General features: G+C 64.7%; 13 protein-coding genes and 1 pseudogene. 8 read left to right on the top strand and 6 right to left on the bottom strand.

What is annotated here, in order from left to right; genetic code table 11:
- Positions 1–30 precede the first annotated feature (30 nt).
- Both ACMGDM_RS19305 and ACMGDM_RS19300 read left to right on the top strand, forming a co-directional pair.
- Positions 31–1,302, top strand: coding sequence for a c-type cytochrome (locus ACMGDM_RS19305; RefSeq protein ID WP_436805759.1), 1,272 nt, complete (start codon positions 31–33; stop codon positions 1,300–1,302).
- 137 nt (positions 1,303–1,439) lie between these two features.
- Entirely contained in the window at positions 1,440–1,817 is a 378-nt protein-coding gene (locus tag ACMGDM_RS19300) for a hypothetical protein (RefSeq protein ID WP_436805834.1), read from the top strand.
- Positions 1,818–1,867: 50 nt separating this feature from the next.
- Here the strand turns inward: ACMGDM_RS19300 and ACMGDM_RS19295 are convergent.
- A pseudogene (locus ACMGDM_RS19295) lies at positions 1,868–1,981 on the bottom strand (histidine kinase); the annotation flags it as partial.
- 201 nt (positions 1,982–2,182) lie between these two features.
- Here ACMGDM_RS19295 and ACMGDM_RS19290 point away from each other — a divergent pair.
- On the top strand, positions 2,183–3,058 hold the full coding sequence (locus ACMGDM_RS19290) for an endonuclease/exonuclease/phosphatase family protein (protein WP_436805758.1): 876 nt from the start codon (positions 2,183–2,185) through the stop codon (positions 3,056–3,058).
- 454 nt (positions 3,059–3,512) lie between these two features.
- Here ACMGDM_RS19290 and ACMGDM_RS19285 read toward each other — a convergent pair whose 3' ends face one another.
- Positions 3,513–3,668: a hypothetical protein gene (locus tag ACMGDM_RS19285; protein ID WP_436805757.1), complete on the bottom strand. Its 156-nt coding sequence runs from the start codon at positions 3,666–3,668 to the stop codon at positions 3,513–3,515.
- A gap of 526 nt (positions 3,669–4,194) precedes the next feature.
- Positions 4,195–4,755, bottom strand: coding sequence for a Ros/MucR family transcriptional regulator (locus ACMGDM_RS19280; RefSeq protein WP_436805756.1), 561 nt, complete (start codon positions 4,753–4,755; stop codon positions 4,195–4,197).
- 237 nt (positions 4,756–4,992) lie between these two features.
- Between ACMGDM_RS19280 and xth the strand changes: the two genes are divergently transcribed.
- Together xth and ACMGDM_RS19270 are read left to right on the top strand one after the other, a co-directional pair.
- Positions 4,993–5,820 (top strand): exodeoxyribonuclease III, encoded by an 828-nt coding sequence (xth, locus tag ACMGDM_RS19275; RefSeq protein WP_436805755.1) that lies wholly within the window; start codon positions 4,993–4,995, stop codon positions 5,818–5,820.
- Between the two features lie 203 nt (positions 5,821–6,023).
- Complete coding sequence (locus ACMGDM_RS19270; protein WP_436805754.1) at positions 6,024–6,593, top strand: hypothetical protein; 570 nt, start codon at positions 6,024–6,026, stop codon at positions 6,591–6,593.
- Positions 6,594–6,670: 77 nt separating this feature from the next.
- Here ACMGDM_RS19270 and ACMGDM_RS19265 read toward each other — a convergent pair whose 3' ends face one another.
- Positions 6,671–7,318: an NADPH-dependent F420 reductase gene (locus ACMGDM_RS19265; protein WP_436805753.1), complete on the bottom strand. Its 648-nt coding sequence runs from the start codon at positions 7,316–7,318 to the stop codon at positions 6,671–6,673.
- 7 nt (positions 7,319–7,325) lie between these two features.
- On the bottom strand, positions 7,326–8,039 hold the full coding sequence (gene bdcA, locus ACMGDM_RS19260) for an SDR family oxidoreductase (protein ID WP_436805752.1): 714 nt from the start codon (positions 8,037–8,039) through the stop codon (positions 7,326–7,328).
- Positions 8,040–8,115: 76 nt separating this feature from the next.
- On the opposite strand from bdcA, the gene ACMGDM_RS19255 reads away from it, so the two are divergent.
- Complete coding sequence (locus ACMGDM_RS19255; protein WP_436805751.1) at positions 8,116–8,706, top strand: TetR/AcrR family transcriptional regulator; 591 nt, start codon at positions 8,116–8,118, stop codon at positions 8,704–8,706.
- 119 nt (positions 8,707–8,825) lie between these two features.
- Here the strand turns inward: ACMGDM_RS19255 and ACMGDM_RS19250 are convergent, their stop codons facing one another.
- Positions 8,826–10,721, bottom strand: a complete 1,896-nt coding sequence (locus ACMGDM_RS19250) for a methyl-accepting chemotaxis protein (protein WP_436805750.1) — start codon at positions 10,719–10,721, stop codon at positions 8,826–8,828.
- A gap of 342 nt (positions 10,722–11,063) precedes the next feature.
- Here ACMGDM_RS19250 and ACMGDM_RS19245 point away from each other — a divergent pair, with 342 nt between their 5' ends.
- Positions 11,064–11,984: a calcium-binding protein gene (locus tag ACMGDM_RS19245; protein ID WP_436805749.1), complete on the top strand. Its 921-nt coding sequence runs from the start codon at positions 11,064–11,066 to the stop codon at positions 11,982–11,984.
- Between the two features lie 143 nt (positions 11,985–12,127).
- Positions 12,128–13,018, top strand: a complete 891-nt coding sequence (locus ACMGDM_RS19240; protein WP_436805748.1) for an exonuclease domain-containing protein — start codon at positions 12,128–12,130, stop codon at positions 13,016–13,018.
- Positions 13,019–13,104: the final 86 nt, after the last annotated feature.

The following is a 13,104-nucleotide window of genomic DNA, read 5'->3' as shown; positions in this document are numbered from 1 at the left end:
TTGCTTGGCGCAGCCGCGATCCTTGGTGCGGTGATCGGCTGGCGCATGCTCGTCCTGCCCGCACCGCTTGCATTCGCCGGCGGTACCAGCGTGCCGCTGGGTGCCTATCGAGGGCCGTCGCCGGTCGGCGTTCCTGCGTCGTTTGCGGGCGCCGACGAGATCTCACGGGGCCGCTATCTGACCGATGCTGCCGACTGCGCTGCCTGCCACACCGCACGCGGCGGCCGGCCGTTCGCCGGCGGACGCGCCTTCGCGCTGCCGTTCGGGACGCTGTACACGCCCAACATCACGCCAGACACCAGGACCGGCATCGGGACGTGGTCGGACGCTGACTTCCTGCGGGCCATGCACAAGGGCATCTCGAAGGACGGCAGCAGGCTGTATCCAGCGTTCCCCTACGCCTCCTACTCTCTGATGACGGAGGCCGACGTGCATGCCATCAGGCGCTACCTGACGACGGTTCGGGCGGTCCGGCAGGAGAACAGGCCCAACACCTTCTCCTTTCCCTACAACCAGCGCTGGCTGATGAGCTTCTGGTACGCGTTCTTCGTGCCCAAGAAGCCCTTCGAGCCGGTGGCGGAACGCAGCGCCGCGTGGAACCGCGGCGCCTACCTGGTCGAGGGAGCCGCTCACTGCGGCGAGTGCCACACGCCGAGGACGCTCGCGCAGGCGATGGACACGCGACGCAAGTTCGCCGGCGGCGCGGCCGAGGGCTGGAACGCCTACAACATAACGACGGACGGGCAGAGCGGGATCGGCGGCTGGAGCCGCGAGCAGCTCGTCGCGTACCTCAAGACCGGCTACGCGAAGGGCCATGGCGTCGCTTCGGGTCCGATGGCGGAGGCGGTCGAGATGAGCTTCAGCCGGCTTGCCGAAAGGGATCTTGCGGCAATGGCCGAGTACCTCGCCACCGTCCCCGCCCACTCGTCGTCGATCTCGCCGAGCATCGCCGCCGCGCCGCCGGCAAGGCCAGGTGCAGGTCCGGACTACGCCTCGCCGGGTGCGCAGATTTTCGCGAACTCATGCGCGGCCTGCCACGGCTGGAACGGTCTGGGCCGGCTGGTGCCCGAGGCGCAGCTGACTGGGAACCGGGCGGCGAACGACAGGACGGCGGCGAACGCGGCGTTGATGGTCCTGAACGGCATGGGAGCTCCGGACGAGCCCCGCCGCTACATGCCGGCGTTCCGACGCAGCCATACCGACGCGGAGGTCGCAGCCGTCGTGAACTACGTCGAGGAGCGCTACGGCGGCGTGAAGTCGCAGCTCAGGCCGGAAGACGTGGCGAAGCTGCGCGCTCAGTGACGACACGCGGCGGATCTGCACGGCGACGGCACCGGCCGATCCTCTCCGCCCTTCCAAATCTCAGCGATCGTCAGCGGGCGAACCAAGGCCACGGAGGACCCGTCCGTACGTAGGCACGGGGGTCCGCTATCCGGAGCGTGACGCTGGTACCCGTCACCACCGTCGCGGCAACCCGCGTTCAGGACGGTCGGCTCGATATCGATGCCCTCGTCTTCAACGCACAGCAGGCGGCTCCGGCGCTATTCCACCCGAACCTCAATGCTGGTTGCATGCGAATGTCGGCGAGCGTTTGCGATCGTCTCGCGCGCAATCGCCGCTGCCTCTGCATATACCTGCGCGGCGAAGGCCCGCGCCTTCTTCCTTCATCCGAAACGCTCATGGACGTCTCGGCTTCGCCGTCGAGGACACGAGCCGCCGAGGAGGGCGACGAGGTCAACGTCGTCGCGCCCGCGCAGCCGGCGACGCGGCCTTGCCTTCCGTCAGCGCCTGCTGCGCGGTCGCGAAGCCGCGCTTGATCGATTGCCTTGCGCCCGGCCTCGACAACCCGCAGTCCTGCGAGCGCCTGCAGCCACAGCCGCGTGCCCTGAAACGTCTGGAGCAGCGTGTCGTGCAGTTCGCGTGCGATACGCTCGCGCTCAGCCGTCTTCGCCGCGGTCGCATGCGCGTCCCTGGAGCGCATGACGGCGATGTAATCTCACCGACCGGCCGGGGCCACGCGTCCGTGCGTACGTCATCTTCGAGACAGCGCCGCAGGAGACCGTCCGTGCCGAGATTCTTGCTTCTGGTGCTGACCGCGCTGCTGCTCACGACCATCGTGAGGCCCTGGCCTGCGCGGAGTCCCGTCCACCGGCCTTGGCCTGCCGTCTCCTCGTCTGACCCGGTGAGGCTGCTGTCCTACAACGTCGAAGGACTGCCATGGCCGCTCACGCATGGTCGCACGCAGGCGGCGGAAGAGATCGGACGTCAGCTACGCCAGGTGTCGGCCCGTGGACAGCGCCCGCACGTCCTTGCCCTTCAGGAAGCCTTCGGCGGCGCGCAGGAGATGATCGGCGAGGAAGCCGGATACCGCTACGCGGCATTTGGTCCAGCTGCCGGCATGGTCTCCCTTGAAGCCGCGACCGGTGCCGAACGCACCTTTCTGGCTCAAGCCAGCATTCTTCGTGGCGAGACCGAGGGCGCGCAGGAGGACAGCGGCTTGGCAATCTTCTCCGATTATCCGATCGTAGCGACCTGGCGCGTGCCCTTTCCCCGTTTCGCCTGCGCGGGCTACGACTGCCTCGCGAACAAGGGGATGCTCGCGGTCGCGCTGCGAGTGCCGGGCCGGACTGCGCCGCTGATCGTCGTGGATACGCACCTGAACTCCCGTACCGCATCCGGAGTCGCCGACGATCGCAGCTTCGCGGCCTACGCGCAGCAGGTCGATCTTCTCGGACGCACGGTTCGCGGCTTCGCCGGGTCTGGGGCTCAGGTTCTGCTGGCGGGCGACTTCAACGTCGGCAACGACTCGGCGCGTGCGTCCTATCTGGCGCAGAGCCTCGTCGCACGCGACGGCCTTAAGGTCGCGGCCGCGGAGCTCGCGTGCGGCGCGACCTGCCGCGATCTCGCGACGACGCCGACCATCGCGCATGCCAAGACCATAGTCCTGTACGGAGGTCCGGTCGCCGCGTACCGATCACCCCGCCGCTTCGGACAGCTGCCCGGGGGACAACGCCTGTCCGACCATCTCGGCATCATCCAGGCGTTTCGGCTGCGATAGTCGAATCTCTGTTACGAGCTTCATTCTGCCAGATCGGGTTTCCCTGAGCGAATTACATGAATCGGCATCATCGAAGACCGCTCGATCCGAGAAGTTCGTGCACGACCCAGACGGCATGCTGCCGAGGGATCAGCGTTCTTGGGAAACCTGAAATGGTCACAGCGGTTCCTTGTAACCGTTGTGTTCGCCGAACAACGGTCAACGTCACGTCAAGCGGGTGCGATGTTGAGGTGCGGCATAGCACCCCGCCGGTGCGGGTCCGATGATCGAGTGTCGTCTTGCAGGCGAAGCGAGCGGTAAGCTCGCGTCTTGGTAGACAAAAGCCGAGAGGCTCGTTCGCTACCTGACCCATAAGCAGTCACTCAGAGGGTCCTGATCGCTTCCGAACTCCCGCCATCCGTTCATGTCATTACGCCGCCCTACGCCGACACACAGGGCTCCTGCACCTTCTCGCTCAATCAGCGCCCTTGATTGCTGCCGCAGGCATAGCGGCGAGCGCTTCTTCAGCCCTCTGCCTCGAGGCGAGGTTGGTGGATGACAAATCCCGTCTGATCCAGTCAGGTGCCCGGCTCACAACAGCGGCAATCACCGCCAGCTGCTCTTCCTTCATGCTGTCAAATTTCCCTTTTGTTCTCGCGCTTGCTGACTCATAGAATCGCCATGCCGATACGTCCCGAGAACCGCTGGCTCTACCCCATCGACTGGGAGCAGCTGTCGGCAGCGGTGCGCTTCAAACGCGCAGGTTCGCGGTGCGATCACTGTGGGCGCCCTCACCTGCGTAGGGTGATCCACCTGGGAGATGGCAGATGGTGGGACGCCGGCGCAGGGTGCTGGCGGTCGCATCTGGGAAGACGAGTTTCGCTGTCAGGCCTCGCACTCTCATCTGTGCGATCGACCAAGGTCGTGCTCGCTTGCGCCCACCTCGACCACGATCCCGGCAACAATGCCCGCTCCAACCTCGCTGCGCTCTGCCAGCGCTGTCACCTGATCCATGACGCGGCGGAGCACCGCTGGCAGCGTTGGTGGAACAGGTTTCGACGCCGAGCCATCCGCGACCTCTTCGAAGATCCACGTCTGGTCAGACGGCGCGTCGCTTTGGCGGCTGGCAAGCGCCGCGACGCTGCTGAAACACGAGCCTAGATGCGAATACCCAGCGTCTTGCGTGCGGCACCCAGCGCGGCTTTGCCGCCCCTCCGCGCTTTGCTGACGGCCTCCTCGGCCACATGCTCGATGGCAGCGCCGACGCCCTCCACAGCGGTAGCCGCTTTCCGACCCAGTCCAATCTGCTTGGCAACCGCTCGCCGTCCCTCGCTGTAGCCCGGTGCGACCATCGGGTAATCCGACTTGAGATTGAAACGCTCACGATACTCGGCCGGCGTGAGCCCGTGGCTGGCGAGATGGCGCTTCAGGCTGGCGTACGGCTTGCCGTCAATCATGCTGATGATACGATTGGGATCGACGAGCGACTTGCGCACCGAGACCGCGGGCACGTGCTCAACCGCCGTCGTGACATTCGTGGCCCTGGAAGGGCTCGACAAACCCAACACAGCCTCGTGCATCGACTTCAAGAAAGCGAGCACCTCGGCTGAGCCTGCGCGCGTGTGCGGATTGGCGAGCCATGCCGTCGTCAACTCCGCAGCGAGCGCAATCGTATCGGCGTGCGCGTCCGCGCTTTGCTCAGTGGATGTGGTGGTCATTCCAACGCTCTAGCGAGCGCCGATTTTGGTTGTCCAGTGGTTGTCCAGTGATCGAGCTGCTCTAGCCGGGTCCGCTGTTCAATTCTAAGGTACGCAGGCCTGTCCGGGTGCGAAGCGAGCCGCAGGGTCGTTGCGGCAGGAGCAGGTCAACCCATTAGAGGTGACGAAGTCGCATCCGACGAGCGACCAATCGGCTTTATACATTGAGCCGAATGAGATCGAAGCGTTGGAGTTCGCATGAAGGTCGCCACCTACAACGTGAACGGGGTAAATGGCCGCCTCCCCGTGCTGCTGCGATGGCTTGAGGAGGAGGAGCCGGACATCGTCTGCCTGCAGGAGCTGAAGGCGCCGCAGGAGAAGTTTCCCGAGACCGCCATCCGGGACCTTGGCTACGATGCGGTCTGGCACGGGCAGAAAAGCTGGAACGGCGTCGCCATTCTGAGCCGCGTCGGCGAGATCCACGAGACGAGGCGCGGATTGCCGGACGATCCCGATCCCGCGCAGAGCCGCTACATCGAGGCCGCGGTGAACGGCGTGATCATCGGCGGGCTCTACCTGCCGAACGGCAACCCGAGGCCCGGCCCCAAGTTCGACTACAAGCTTGCCTGGTTCGAGAAGCTCATCGAGCACGCGGCGACCCTGCTGGCGAGCGGGCTGCCGGTGGTTCTCGCTGGTGACTTCAACGTCATGCCGACGGACGCTGACGTCTATAAGCCGGAGCGCTGGGTCAACGACGCTCTCTTCGCTCCTGAGGTGAGAGCTCTCTACGCAAGCCTAGTCGACCAGGGCTGGACGGACTCTCTCCGTACGCTGCACCCAAACGAAACGATCTACACATTCTGGGACTATTTCCGGAATGCGTTTGGCCGGGATGCAGGCCTCCGCATCGACCATCTGCTGCTCAGCCCGGCACTCGCAAGCCGGTTGGAGGAGGCGCAGGTGGACAAGCATGTGCGTGGCTGGGAGAAGACCAGCGATCATGCGCCGACATGGATACGGCTTGCAGCAGAGCAGCCGGCCGGGAGGCGAAGCCGTTCGACCCGCCGGCCGGCGGGACCTCGGTGACTGAGCGCGCCGATGGATGCCTGCGACCTCATCGACAAAGCTGACACCAACCGCGGCATTGCACTGCCCTTCCTAGCAAGCGGACGCGGCGGCATGCCGTGCCTTGCTGCATGGCGGAGCCCGACGCTCCATGGGGCGTTTTCAGCAGGATGATTGGAAGGCTTGAACAAGGGAAGGACGCTCGAGCTGCCGCTCGAGTCGCCATGACTGACGCTCTAGCATCGTTCGACCAGCGTGGTCGTGTTGTCGTACTCAGCCACTTCGATGCCGATGGCCTTGGCGCGGCCGCGATCCTTCTACGCGCGCTTCGACAGTCCGATCGAACCGCGGAGCCCCTGGTGATCGGCAAGACTGGGTCGCCTTGGGAGGCAGACACTCGTGACCAACTCGCCAAATTGAAACCCGCCGGCTTGATCGTCGCAATTCCCCCGCTCGTGGTCGGCGACGTAGCGTTGATCCTCCTCGACTCACCCTGTCAGATCCACCCGCTCATCGCGCAGCAATGGCGCGGCCGCCTCAAGGACAAGATCGTGATCGCCGCCAACCGCGGCTACCGAGCAGGGTGGGTGCATTTCGCTGCACGATCGGCGAGCGGCCGCGACCTGATCGACTTCTTGGCCGAGCACCGTCCGGCTGGCGCTGATGGACGGTATGGCAACGGCCATGCTCAGGCCACAGGCGGTGCGCTGCCTGTTGCAAGCTGGAACGAGTTTGACGCGAGCCTAGGCATGCCCAAGGCACAAGTAGAAGCCAGCGCTGTTGCACATCACTGACGCGTAACCGATCCCTCTCAAGACCCACATTCGGCCGTTCGCGACCGCCGGGCGGCACCTCGAAAGCAGACGCTTGTTCACGTCCATTGATAGCGTGCGCGGGCGAGGTTAGCGACAAGCTCGGGCCGGGTCTGTGCGCTTTGCTTCCAGGCGGGCTGCCCGGGTCGGGTGCGCCAAGACTCGCTGAGCGGGCTACTATCGACGATGTCAAAACCGAACTGATCGTACAGCCGCGCGACGATCTCCACCGCCTCGGGAAAGTCACTCGATGCGGCCAGCGCAAGCCTGTCGGGTGAACCGGCCGGTCGTCCCCAGGTCAGAATGCGCGGTGCCTGGATGTGCGTAAACGCCTTGACCACCTTCGAGGCAGTTAGTTGCGCCTGGCGCAGCTCGTGCTCGGTCTTCTCGCCCGAGTCCACGATCGGGTAGTTGCCGTCACGCCAAGGCATGTAGTTGTTGGTGTCGATCACGACCTTTCCAGCGAGCGCGTGCACGGGCATGTCGTTGACCAGCTTGAGAGGCACCGCAACTACGACGAAGTCTCCAGCCGCGGCAGCCTCCGCTGCCGTCGCCGCTCGCACAGCCGGGCCCAAGTCACCAACGAGCGTCGTCAACGTCTCAGGCCCGCGCGAATTCGCAAGTACGATCGAATAGCCACTGGCGATCGCCGCGCGAGCGATGTGGCTGCCCACCTCGCCCGCGCCGATAATGCCGATGGTGGTCATCGCGCCCTCACGCTCCGAATGCGCCGTCAATCGTGTGCATCGCGCCCGTGACGAAGCCCGCCTCCGGTCCTGCCAGCCAGGCCACCATGCCCGCGACCTCCTCAGGCCGCCCGTGGCGCTTGATCGCCATGAAGCTGTGCATCAGGTCCTTCATCGGCCCGCCCGCCGGGTTGGCATCGGTGTTGATCGGGCCGGGCTGGACGACGTTGATCGTGATCCCGCGCGGTCCGAAATCGCGCGCCAGGCCTCGCGCCATGCCCTGCAAGGCCGACTTGCTCAGCGCATAGGACGCCATGCCCGGAACCGGCATCCTGTCGCCGTTCACCGAGCCGACCACGATGATCCGCCCGCCCTCAGGCATCTGCCGGGCCGCTTCGACCGAGGCATGATAGGGCGCGTGGACGTTGACCCTGAACAGCCGGTCAACCTCGTTCGGGTCCTGCTCGAGCGCATCGCCGAAGATCGCAAAGCCGGAGTTCACGACCAGCACGTCGAGCGGTCCGCTGTCCCGCACCCTGGCGATCACGGCATCGCGATCGGCACTGTCGGTCTGCACCGCCGTGCTGCCCGTCTCTGCCGCCAGCCGCTCGGCCGCTTCATGCGATCCAGCGTAGGTGAAGGTCACCTCGGCGCCGTCCGTGGCGAAACGCCGCACGATCGCTGCACCGATACCTCGGCTGCCGCCGAGCACCAGAACGGATTTCCCTTGAGATGAAGCCACGTCCGTCGTCCTTGCTGCTTACTGTACGGTGCGCTACATAAAACGGGTGCCAGCGTCGTCAAGGATTATTGTACGGGTGACTACAGATATAAAACGCGGGCGTGGCCGCCCTCGCCGCTTCGATCCGGAGGAGGCGGTCGCCACAGCCCAGCAGCTCTTCCACGCCCGTGGCTATGATGCCGTCAGCGTCGCTGATCTGACCGCCGCGCTAGGGATCAATCCGCCCAGCTTCTATGCCGCGTTCGGCAGCAAGGCCGGTCTCTACGCCCGCGTTCTGCAGCGCTACAATAGCGGCAACGCCGTCCCGCTGACCGCTCTCCTTCGCGATGATCAGTCAGTAGCGGAGTGCCTTGTGGCCGTCCTGGAGGAGGCGGCGCGGTACTACGCCGCTAATCCCGAGGCTGCTGGTTGCCTCGTCCTTGAGGGCGTGCGCTGCGACGATCCGGATGCTCGCGAGGCCGCACGCGCCTATAATCTCGCCGCTGAGGCCGTGATCCGGGACTATGTCGCTGCGCGCTGCCCAGCTGAGGCAGAACGGCTGACAGATTTCGTCAGCACGACCATGTCCGGTCTCTCGGCGAAGGCTCGCAGCGGACATGGCCTAGACCAACTCCTTGCCACGGCCCGCTTTGCGGGCTTGGCGCTACGACAAGCTGTTCAGGTTTAGGCGCGCGCCCGCTGACTCATAATCAGACATTCATGAGCTCCCAACCGCTTTCCCAAACCCGACGTTCGTTCATCTCGGGTCCCAAACCCGCTCATCGACGTGACTGGCTACTGACCTCGCTAGGCCGAGTGACCAAGGCCGCTGGTCGAACGCCGTCGCAGCTCCCCAACAAAGGTCGCGATCCGCGCGTCGAGCTCCGTCGCGCGGCGGCGGACCTGATTGCCAATCGTCTGCGTGTCGTCGGCCGAGGCCACAAGGACCGAGGAAGCTTCCGCGATGCGCATGACGATGGCGGAGGTCGACGTCGCGTTTTCGGCGACTTCCCTGGTGATCGACTGGATGCGCGCGGCCTCGCGCTCATGCCGCTCGACCGCCGCTAGGCTGCTGGACGACGAGGCCGCGAGGCTCACTAACAGCGCATGCACGCGATCCACCAGCGCTCCCGTCGATCGGCTGGCCTCCTCGATGCGCGCCACGGCCGAGAAGATGGCGGTAGTCGTGCTTGAGATCTGCGCGGCCAAACTCTTAACCTCGCCTGCGACCACCGCAAAGCTCCGCCCCTGCTCGCCAGCTCGAGCAGCCTCGATGGTCGCGTTCAGCGCCAGCATGTTCGTCCTGGCGGCAATTTGGCTAATGAGGTCCGCCGCGGCTCCCACATCCTGAACCTCTTTGCCAAGCACCGTCTGCCTAGCCTGAGCGCACGTCGCCTCTTGAATGCTGGTGCGAATGGCATCCTGGTGCGCACGCGCGTCCGCCTGGATCGTCCGGACCGCCGAGAGCAGCTCCGTCAGCGACTCCGCTATATCGCTCGTGTTAGCGACGGTCACCGCGCTGCGCTCCGTGGCGCATCCAGCCTCCCCCGTCTGGAGCGAAACGCCACTACGGGTCGCAGCCACGCGCTCGTCAAGCTGCTGAGCGTCGCGCGCGAGCAGGCGGGCGATCTCGCCGACGGAGGTCGACAGCGCCTCCGCAATTTGCCCGGTCGAGCTTCTATGCTCCTCTAGAAACGCGCGCTCGCCTTCAGCCTCTCGACGTCGGGCGACGGCGAGTTCGCGGCCCACCGCTTCAGCTCGCGCTAGCGCCGCCTCCGCCTCCACGCTTGCGGTTTCGGCCGCACGCAGGGCTGCCGTCGTCTCCCGCGCACGCTCGTCCGCGACGCGGGTCTTCTCCATCAGGGTGCGTTCGGATGCGACGATGCGAGCGGCCAGCCCCATGCTAAGGAGCAGGAACAGGAGCCCCGCAGCCGATAGCGGCGCCACGAGTGTTCGCAAAACGGCCGTCCCGGGCCGATGATTGCGCCATTCAATCATCGCGAGGGGAGGTTCGCCGGGGTTGCCGAGACCATACGACACCATGCCGCTCGTCGCGGCAGCGCCCGTTCGAACGCGCAGGTCGCTCAGGCCGAAGGTGGCCGCGAGACCCGGTATGCCGAGCTGATCGACGGGATTGACGAGCACGAGGTATCTCGGCGCGCCAGGAAGCGGACGTGACGGATCCTTGTAGCTAATGATCGCGCCGGCGACGAGCGCCGGTTTGCCATGCGCCCTGAGGAATAAGGGCGACCGCGTCCTCCGGTCCGGCCCTCGGAAAGCGCCTAATATGCGCTTGGTCGAGTGTCCAAGTGCAGCAGCAAGGCTATCCTCCGCGCCGGAGCCCGGACGGACCGATAGGAGGGTGCGGCCGTCCGCATCGATCAGGTAGGCCGACGCGCCGCTCGTCTCTATGATCGTCAGAAGCCACTTACGGTCCGGCACGCCGTACAGGTGCTCAACGGCCTGATCCCAGCGGGACACCGACTCCACTGAGGTCGCGACCGACTGCACGTCCCGTCCCAGGGCGCCGCGCACCATCTGGACACGCTCGTAGGAACCTTGCGCGTTCATCGTCGTGACGAGCGCGCCGATGGCGGCCGCGAACGCGACAAGCGCGATCGTGATGAGCGCTCCCAGCTGAACGACGGCCGACGACGGCCGTCTGCTGGTCCAACGCCTCGCGTGCTTCCCCACCCAATCCATCCGACCAGACATAAGGCGAAGCGGTTAACCTGCGGTTAGACCCGCTTTGGAAGTAGACCTCGCGCAAGCTGCGCGACCTTCAAACCGCGGACCGCCGTCATATAGATCGCAGCGACTTACCCCGTTTGCGCAAGTGGTGGCGAAAGCGCTCCCTGCGGACGCTGTCAGGTTGATGTCGAGACGACTTATTTAGCTGTAAAAATGGCTTCAATCTGTCGGAAGCAGGGGTAACGAACGAGTTACCCGCTTTGAGCCGCTAGCAAGCCGAGTGGTATCTTCTAACGTCCTCCCGCCGACTCGGCGATTGCTGAGTAGCCGGCAACCTATGCGGGGAGGAAAGCTATGATCGGCAAAGTCATGGTCGGCACGATCTACAGCGATGAGCTGCGCGGCGGCAGCGGTGACGACAACATCTATGGTGGGGCGGGCGTCGACTACCTATCTGGCGGCGATGGCAACGACTTCATCCTCGGTGGCGCCGACATCGACTACATCAACGGTGATGCCGGCGATGATCGCCTTTTTGGCGGAGAGGGTAACGACTCGATCACAGGCGGGTTTGGCGCTGACATACTCTCAGGGGATGAGGGTGACGACTACCTTATCGGATCGGACAGCAACTTCTCAGATACGAGTTTTGATCGGCTCCTCGGAGGCGCTGGAAACGACACGCTGTGGAGCATCAGCGCCGGATTGCTAGACGGCGGCTCCGGTATCGACACTGCAAGTATAAACCGCACCAACCTTGCGGTCGGATTGAGGATTGATTTTACGTCACCGGATAGGGTGCAGTCCCTTGCGGATGGCACGATCATCACCGGCATCGAAATTGCCCAATTTGCTGGTGGCAGTGGAAGTGACGTGATCCGAGGCGGCAACTACGGCAATGTCCTATACGGCGGCGGGGGCTCAGATCAGCTCTGGGGAGGCGAGGGCATCGATGTCATTGGTGGCGGGGGGGGCAAAGATCGCCTCGTGGGAGGCGGAGGGGCCGACGTTTTCACGTTCTCGTACGGCGACAATCGTGATCGGATCATCGATTTTGTGCAAGGTGAGGACAAAATCGATCTTTGGCATTTCACGTACGCGACCTTCGACAAGGTGCTAGCGGCGACCTCACGCGACGCGACAACCGGCATAGTCACGATCGATATGTCGCAGTTCGGCGGAGCGCCGAAGGATGCCATAGAGATACTCACCGACCCTTCCAAGCCGTTCGCCTTCGCAGCCGCCGACTTTAGCCTCTTTTCCTGGTGGATCTAACAGCGAAACGGCTTCCGTGACGGCGGACGTATCGGTAGAGCACCTCGAAGGCGGAGCCTGTTCCTGATGGTGGTCATCGCGGCCGACTTGGGGGTCGGCAATCATAGCTTTGGCCCTCCCCTGTCCTAGTGTATGATCCTGCTATGTTCCGCGACGCCGCTACCGAAGTTCCTATCAATGCCGCCCGCCCGGAGTGCGATCCGGCTGCAGCTGACGCAATCGACTTTGTCGTCATCGACGTCGAGACTGCCTGCTCCCGCGTCAGCAGTATCTGTCAGATCGGAATCGTCGGCTTCCGCGGCAGCGCGGTCGCATTCGAGTACGAGACCCTGCTCGACCCGCGCGATCACTTTAGCAGCTTCAACACTCGCATCCACGGCATCGCCGCCGGCCATGTCGCAGGCAAGCCGTGCTTTGCCGACGTGTACAACGTTGTGCATGGGCACCTTGCCGAGCGAACCACGGTTGCGCATTCCTACTTCGACAAAGGTGCCCTGGCGGCGGCCTGCCGCGTGCACGACCGGAGGATGGTCGAGACGACCTGGCTCGATAGCGTCCGCGTCGCTAAACGTGCTTGGCCCGAACTCGCCAGCCATAAGCTCAACGTGGTCTCGGGACACCTAGGCATTCCGCTCCGCCACCACGATGCCCTGAGTGACGCTCGCGCCGCGGGTATGATCGTTGCCAAGGCGATCGAGAGTACCGGCATACCGCTCGCGGGCTGGCTGACGCCCCTAGCAGGGCAACGCGCCGCTCCGGCGCCACCTCCCGCGGCGGACGGTCCACTCAAGGGTCATCGGGTGGCCATCCTGGGCCAGCCCCGCAACGGCCCGCTTGCTCACCGACTAGCGGGCGGTGGTGGGCGTATCGTCGCGAGCGTCGGCAGAACGACCACGATCTTGGCGGTCATCGGCGAGGAACCGTTTGGCTATGCGCGGTACGATGCGCAGTTCCGGCGTGCTTTGGAACTGCAACGGTCAGGCCGCGCGATCCGGATTCTGTCCGAGCGCGAGGTCCTGAAGCTTCTCGCCTAGGTGTTCAGTCCCGGCATCTGGTGGATCGGGTCGACGATGAACCGGTCTGGCTCTGACGTCCAGATCTTGGCGATGTATTCGTAGGG

The sequence above is a fragment of the Sphingomonas larreae genome (assembly GCF_051400595.1).
Lineage (GTDB): Bacteria > Pseudomonadota > Alphaproteobacteria > Sphingomonadales > Sphingomonadaceae > Sphingomonas.
This window is presented reverse-complemented; position numbering and strand designations above follow the sequence as displayed.

Excerpts from the sequence above, each read along its gene's own strand:
- ACMGDM_RS19285 (WP_436805757.1), bottom strand. The coding sequence starts at position 3,668 with ATGAAGGAAGAGCAGCTGGCGGTGATTGCCGCTGTTGTGAGCCGGGCA.
- ACMGDM_RS19280 (WP_436805756.1), bottom strand. The coding sequence starts at position 4,755 with ATGACCACCACATCCACTGAGCAAAGCGCGGACGCGCACGCCGATACG.
- xth (WP_436805755.1), top strand. The coding sequence starts at position 4,993 with ATGAAGGTCGCCACCTACAACGTGAACGGGGTAAATGGCCGCCTCCCC.
- ACMGDM_RS19270 (WP_436805754.1), top strand. The coding sequence starts at position 6,024 with ATGACTGACGCTCTAGCATCGTTCGACCAGCGTGGTCGTGTTGTCGTA.
- ACMGDM_RS19265 (WP_436805753.1), bottom strand. The coding sequence starts at position 7,318 with ATGACCACCATCGGCATTATCGGCGCGGGCGAGGTGGGCAGCCACATC.
- ACMGDM_RS19250 (WP_436805750.1), bottom strand. The coding sequence starts at position 10,721 with ATGGATTGGGTGGGGAAGCACGCGAGGCGTTGGACCAGCAGACGGCCG.
- ACMGDM_RS19245 (WP_436805749.1), top strand. The coding sequence starts at position 11,064 with ATGATCGGCAAAGTCATGGTCGGCACGATCTACAGCGATGAGCTGCGC.
- ACMGDM_RS19240 (WP_436805748.1), top strand. The coding sequence starts at position 12,128 with ATGTTCCGCGACGCCGCTACCGAAGTTCCTATCAATGCCGCCCGCCCG.